Origin of the sequence: Iningainema tapete BLCC-T55 (assembly GCF_014698965.1) — a bacterium.
Taxonomy (GTDB): Bacteria; Cyanobacteriota; Cyanobacteriia; order Cyanobacteriales; family Nostocaceae; genus Iningainema; species Iningainema tapete.
The window spans coordinates 72703-78587 of record NZ_JACXAE010000097.1; the positions used below are offsets into that span (position 1 = coordinate 72703).

A 5885-nucleotide genomic window follows, 5' to 3' on the forward strand; every position below is an offset into this window, starting at 1 on the left:
TGAACTACACAGTTAAACCATAGCAAGAAACTGAATTGGAGAATCCTGATGAATAAAAAACAACCAATACTTGGAGTTTTAGGCGGAATGGGGCCTGTAGTTACTGTTGAATTTCTTAAAACCATTTATGAATACAACCAGTATATCGACAACGAACAAGAAGCACCCAACGTCATTGTCTTCTCACTTCCCTCTGCACCAGATCGCACGACTTCAGTTCATAGTGGAAATGAAAGAGAATTCATTGATTTTGTGCAAATACATTTAGAAAAACTTAATCAATTAGTTGACCGCATAGTCATTGGTTGTTGTACTGCTCATTATGCTTTGGCTCATCTCCCAGAGCATCAGACTAATAAAGTAATCTCCTTAATTAAAATTGCCGATCGCCAACTGCAAGAACATGATGAACCTGCCCTTTTACTTGCAGGTACAGGTACTTACAAGAAAAAATTGTTTGCTCGAGGTTGTACTGCTGCGAATCGGATTATTTCTCCAGATGAAAAAGATCATCGCTTGATTCATGAGATAATTTTTCAAGTATTAAAACGAGGACAAAACCCACTAACAATTCTTGAAGACGTTCAAAAGTTGTTAAATAAATATAAGACTCGTTCCTTTATTTCTGGTTGTACAGAATTTCATATCCTCGCCAAATATCTCAAGCTCAATGGCATTGATTCTATTCAAGCGATCGACCCTTTAACTACCATTGCCGAAAACTTATCTCAGCTATTAGAGCCAGCCACATCTAATTCTAATGTGCTTACAGAAAGAATGAAATTATCTCAGCAATTTCATTCATCAACTCTTGAGTCTAAAACATCTTTGTATCAAACAAATTAATTAAGGTTAATTCAGATGACAGCTATTTTCCGCCAAAGTTCCCCAATCAAGACCAAAAATCACAAGGTGCTTTTAATCGGGAGAATGTACCATGAAACAGGTGAAAAACTCCTCGATGAATACACTAATATTGAGATTATCAAAGAACCAACGAAGCATCAAATCAATGAAGCTATTCAAGACGTATCTGGCGTATTTGTCCGTTATCCTATTAAATTAGATGCCCAAGCGATCGGATTGGCAAAAAATTTAAAAGTCATCAGTACATCTGGATTTGGAACTGATGCAATTGATATTGCTGCTGCCACAGAACGGGGGATTGTCGTAGTCAACAATCCTGGGTTGTCAACAACTGCTGTTACAGAACACACGATTTGCATGATTTTAGCTCTTGCAAAAAAGCTTACTTTTCTCAATCAGTGTGTAAAAACAGGAAACTACTTAATTCGTAATCAAGTACAACCAATTCAATTGGAAGGAAAAACGCTTGGTATTGTTGGTTTAGGAAGGATTGGTAGTGCTGTTGCTAAAAATTGTAGCACAGCATTTCAGATGCGAGTTTTAGCATACGATCCTTATGTTCCAGCCAGCAAAGCAGAAGCAGTAGGTGCAACCTTAGTACAAGATTTAGACTACCTTCTAGCTGAATCTGACTTTGTATCTTTGCATCCTGAGCTAACCGATGAAACTTATGAAATGTTTGCTCTAGAAGCTTTCCAGAAGATGAAGCCCACTGCTTTCTTGATCAATACATCTCGTGGGAAGATAGTTCGTGAAGAAGATTTGATTGTAGCCCTACGTGAGAAATGGATAGCAGGAGCTGCACTAGATGTGTTTGAGCCAGAACCCCCATCTATTGATAATCCTTTGTACGACTTTGACAATGTAATTTGTTCACCCCATCTTGCTGGAGTTACACCTGAAGCTGCTATGGCTGCTGCACTTTCCGCAGCTAATCAAATACTTCAAGTACTTCAGGGTGAGAAGCCGCTTCACATTGTTAATCCTGAGGTATGGAACATGACACGTATAATAGTAGAGGGAGGGGGAACAGCAGATGTGGAGATGAAAATATTATGACAACGGTATATAGTCAATCAGTTCTGACATTTGATGGTCAGGATGATTACGTAGATTTTGGCAAGAATGATTTTGGTGGTGTTTTTGCTCAAGGGAGTTCAGCCTTTACAATTTCTGGATGGGTTAATCCTCATGCGCTAAAAAATCAAGCCACTACCTATGGGACGCACAATGTTTTTTTTGCCCGTTCCTCAGATCGATACAGTGATAATTTTGAGTTTGGCATAAGTGAGTCAGGCAATTTAGATGTATACATTGATGAGAAGGTTGACAATGTTCTTAAAACTTTTGGCAATGGAGAATTAACCGTCGGACAATGGCACTTCTTTGCTATTGTTTTTAATCGGGGTCAACTGACCATATATCTTGATGACCAAGAGTATACTGGGTCTTTGAAAGGTGATTCTTTAAACAAAGCAACTAGTCGTGTGACTCTGGGCGCGACTTTACACAATCACATATACTTCACAGGACAATTGGCTAACATTAGCGTCTGGAATTACTCCTGTCCTAGTGCGGAAATCCAGAAGCATCGCTATCAGCCTCTAGTCGGCAATGAACAAGGATTAGTAGCCTACTGGCCATTAAAAGAAGGACAAGGAACAACTGTAAACGACCAGACGGCAAATGCCTTGAATGGAACCTTGCATGGCAATCCCAGTTGGGACATAGCAGAACTTCCATTTGGAATTACACGAGCGTCGAATCAGGAGGACACAAAAGAAAAGACAGCGAGTCATTCATCACAGGGAACCCCAGCGAAAGAAACTGCGGTACTGGGTGAGGAAAGCCTAGTAGTTGCGCTTCCTACAGTTGAAGTAACTGCCGTGAGCGAAGCCGAGTTGAACCAAGTGTCAGTTGAAGTTCCCCCCGTTGTAGAAACTAGTGCCCAAACTAGTCCAAGCGTTGTTTCAGAAAAGATCCAACAGCAACAAGAACCACAAAAATTAACAATTGAGTTAGGGAAAAAAACTATGAATACGAAAGCCAATCCCAAATATAAAGTACTAGCCATTGATGGAGGCGGTATTCGAGGCATTATCCCAGCATTAATTCTAGCAGAAATTGAAAAGCGGACACAAAAGCAGATTTTTAGTTTGTTTGATTTAATCTCAGGTACTTCAGCCGGAGGAATTCTAGCACTCGGACTAACTAAACCGCGACTCTTGGAACCATCTGATAGCACGCCGCAGGCTGAATACAGTGCTAGTGAGTTGGTCAACCTATTTGTTGAGTATGGAGCAGAGATATTTTACGAGCCATTCTTTGAACAAATACTCGGTCCGATCGAGGATATATTTGTCCAGCCCAAATATTCTTCAGAGGGCAGAGAGGAAATTCTAAGGAAATATTTTGGCAACACGCCTCTGGAAAAGAATCTCAAAGAAGTTTTCGTGACCAGCTACGATATTGAATACCGAATTCCCATATTCTTTACCAACAAAATAGAAAAACAACAGAGTGAATCGAAAAAGTTTCGCAAGTTATGCGTAGGCTTTACCCTCACAGATGCGGCAATGGCAACTAGTGCGACTCCGACTTATTTTCCACCCTATCGCGTAGCAACTTCTCATAATCCCAGCGGTTGCTATACTTTAGTCGATGGCGGATTAATCGCTAATAATCCTGCCAATTTAGCGCTTGTGGAGGCGAAACTTAGCCAACCTGAAAAAAAACCAACCCTACATATGGAGGATGTGTTGGTAGTTTCTTTGGGAACAGGTTCTCTCACGAGTGTCTACACTTATGATGACGTCAAAAATTGGGGACTGTTACAATGGGCAAGACCGCTATTAAATATTGTGTTTGATGGTGGAAGTGAAGTGGTAGCCGGAGAATTAGAACGGTTGTTTGACCCTAGTGACAAAGACACAAAAGGTGTTTATTATCGGTTTCAAACATTCCTCTCCGGGGATGTGGAAGAAATAGATAATGTCAAGTCGGAAAATATTCGTCAGCTACAAACCTTAGCCCATCGACTAATCACCGAAAAAAGTCAACAAATAGATGAGTTATGTAATCTATTGTCAAACTAAATCCGTCATGATTCGGTAATGGTACTAAGATATCAGGTAAGGGTAAATAGACACGATTACTCTTAGTAATGTTATAACTCAGAATACAAGGATTGTAGGTAATTACAATGGACGAAATAGTAAAAAAAATTGCCGGACTGGGTTTTCCGGGCGTAATTCTGGTAATTTTAGTGGCAGCAGGGGGTAGTTACGCCACCGTAATCTCTACTCTCACAGCCTTGGGCGGCCCGTTAGGCTTCATCGGGGGTCTGGGGGTGTTAGGTTTGTTAACAATGGTGGGGGATGCCCTAGCAGGATATGGAATTGAAACCTTGCTCAAGAACATCTATGCAGAACGTAGCAAAACCGAATCCGTGAGATATCTGCTCAAAGAAATTAAAGATTTACCCATTTCACATGAGCTAAAACTCAAACTAAAACATCAACTTAACCCAGAAACCGTTAGTAATTTTCAAGGAGTTCAACCCCCAAGGACAGTTGAAATTATCGAGGAATAATTTGACTGTTTCATTTGCTAACATGGACCGTAGAATGACACGCTTGTTAAGCAAGCGTGTCAAATTGCTTTTGCTGTTTACTCAACTGAAATTCGCTATATTTGTAGAAGATGCAAACTCAAGTTTTTCGCGATCAACCTTTAACTAATGCTCCTTCGGCTTTTAATAAATTTTGGTCGAATGTAAAAGCGATCGCTCAACCTTACTGGTATCCAACAGAGCGAAAGGGAAGAGCATTTTCCGACGTGATTCGCGCCTGGGGGATGCTAGCTCTCCTACTCTTATTAGTGATCGGGCTTGTGAGCGTAACTGCCGTTAATAGCTTTGTCGATCGCCAATTGATCGATACGATCATTCAAGAGAAAGATTTGTCTCAGTTTATTAAAATGTTATCGCTTTACGGCACTGGTCTGATTTTGATAACGATCTTAACAGGATTTTCTAGATTTGTCAGAAAAAAAATCGCTCTTGATTGGTATCAATGGCTGAATAATTATATTTTAGACAAATATTTGAGCAATCGTGCTTATTATAAAATCAACTTTAAATCAGATATTGATAATCCAGATCAACGTCTAGCCCAAGAAATCGAACCTATTACCAGGAATGCTCTCTCGTTTTCCACTACTGTTTTAGAAAAAGTACTGGAAATGACCACTTTTTTAATAATTCTCTGGTCAATTTCCCAATTTGCGGTACTTATTCTGGTTACTTATACAGTAATAGGCAATTTGATTGCTGTTTACTTGACTCAAGAAGTGAATAAGATTAAGCAAGAGGAACTCGAAGTTCAAGCCGACTACACTTATGGACTAACTCATGTTCGTAATCACGCTGAATCGATAGCTTTTTTTCAGGGAGAAAACCAAGAATTAAATATAATTGGACGTCGATTTAGCTATGTGGTAAAAAATATAGAACGCAAGATTAATTGGGAGAGAAATCTAGATATATATAACAGAGGATATCGGAGTGTTATTCAAATATTTCCGTATTTAATATTTGCACCTTCATATATTAGAGGAGAAATTGATTTCGGACAAGTCAGTCAAGCTACTGTTGCTTGCAGTATGTTTGCGAATGCTCTAGCAACATTAATAGATGAATTTGGGAATTCAGGACGATTTGCTAGTTACGCTGAGCGTTTAGCTGAGTTTTCGGATGCGTTAGAAGCAGTGACCAAACAGCCAGAGAATGTCAGTACCATTAAAACAATTGAAGAAAAGCGGATCGCTTTCAATGATGTCACCTTACAAACGCCGAATTATGAACAGGTGATCGTCGAAGACTTGTCATTGTCAGTTGAACCAGGAGAAGGTTTATTGATTGTGGGACCAAGTGGGAGAGGGAAAAGTTCTCTGTTGCGAGCGATCGCTGGTTTGTGGAATGCGGGGACTGGTAGTCTGGTGCGCCCTCCCCTAGAATC

At 39.9% G+C, this 5885-nt stretch carries 5 protein-coding genes; all 5 read left to right on the forward strand.

Features of this window, described 5'->3' with window-relative positions; genetic code table 11:
• Positions 1–48: 48 nt before the first annotated feature.
• Positions 49–846 (forward strand): aspartate/glutamate racemase family protein, encoded by a 798-nt coding sequence (locus tag ICL16_RS31895; protein WP_190835609.1) that lies wholly within the window; start codon positions 49–51, stop codon positions 844–846.
• Between the two features lie 15 nt (positions 847–861).
• Positions 862–1926 (forward strand): hydroxyacid dehydrogenase, encoded by a 1065-nt coding sequence (locus ICL16_RS31900; RefSeq protein ID WP_190835610.1) that lies wholly within the window; start codon positions 862–864, stop codon positions 1924–1926.
• Positions 1923–3962 carry a patatin-like phospholipase family protein gene (locus ICL16_RS31905; protein WP_190835611.1) on the forward strand — a complete coding sequence of 680 codons (2040 nt, stop codon included), beginning with the start codon at positions 1923–1925 and terminating at the stop codon, positions 3960–3962. Before ICL16_RS31900 ends, ICL16_RS31905 begins: the two co-directional genes overlap by 4 nt.
• A 107-nt stretch (positions 3963–4069) precedes the next feature.
• The gene (locus ICL16_RS31910) at positions 4070–4459 is read left to right on the forward strand and encodes a hypothetical protein (protein WP_190835612.1); all 390 of its coding nucleotides are present in this window, start codon (positions 4070–4072) and stop codon (positions 4457–4459) included.
• A 110-nt stretch (positions 4460–4569) separates the two neighbouring features.
• Positions 4570–5885 (forward strand): ABC transporter ATP-binding protein/permease (locus tag ICL16_RS31915; protein ID WP_190835613.1); only part of this gene is annotated, 1316 nt, incomplete at its 3' end.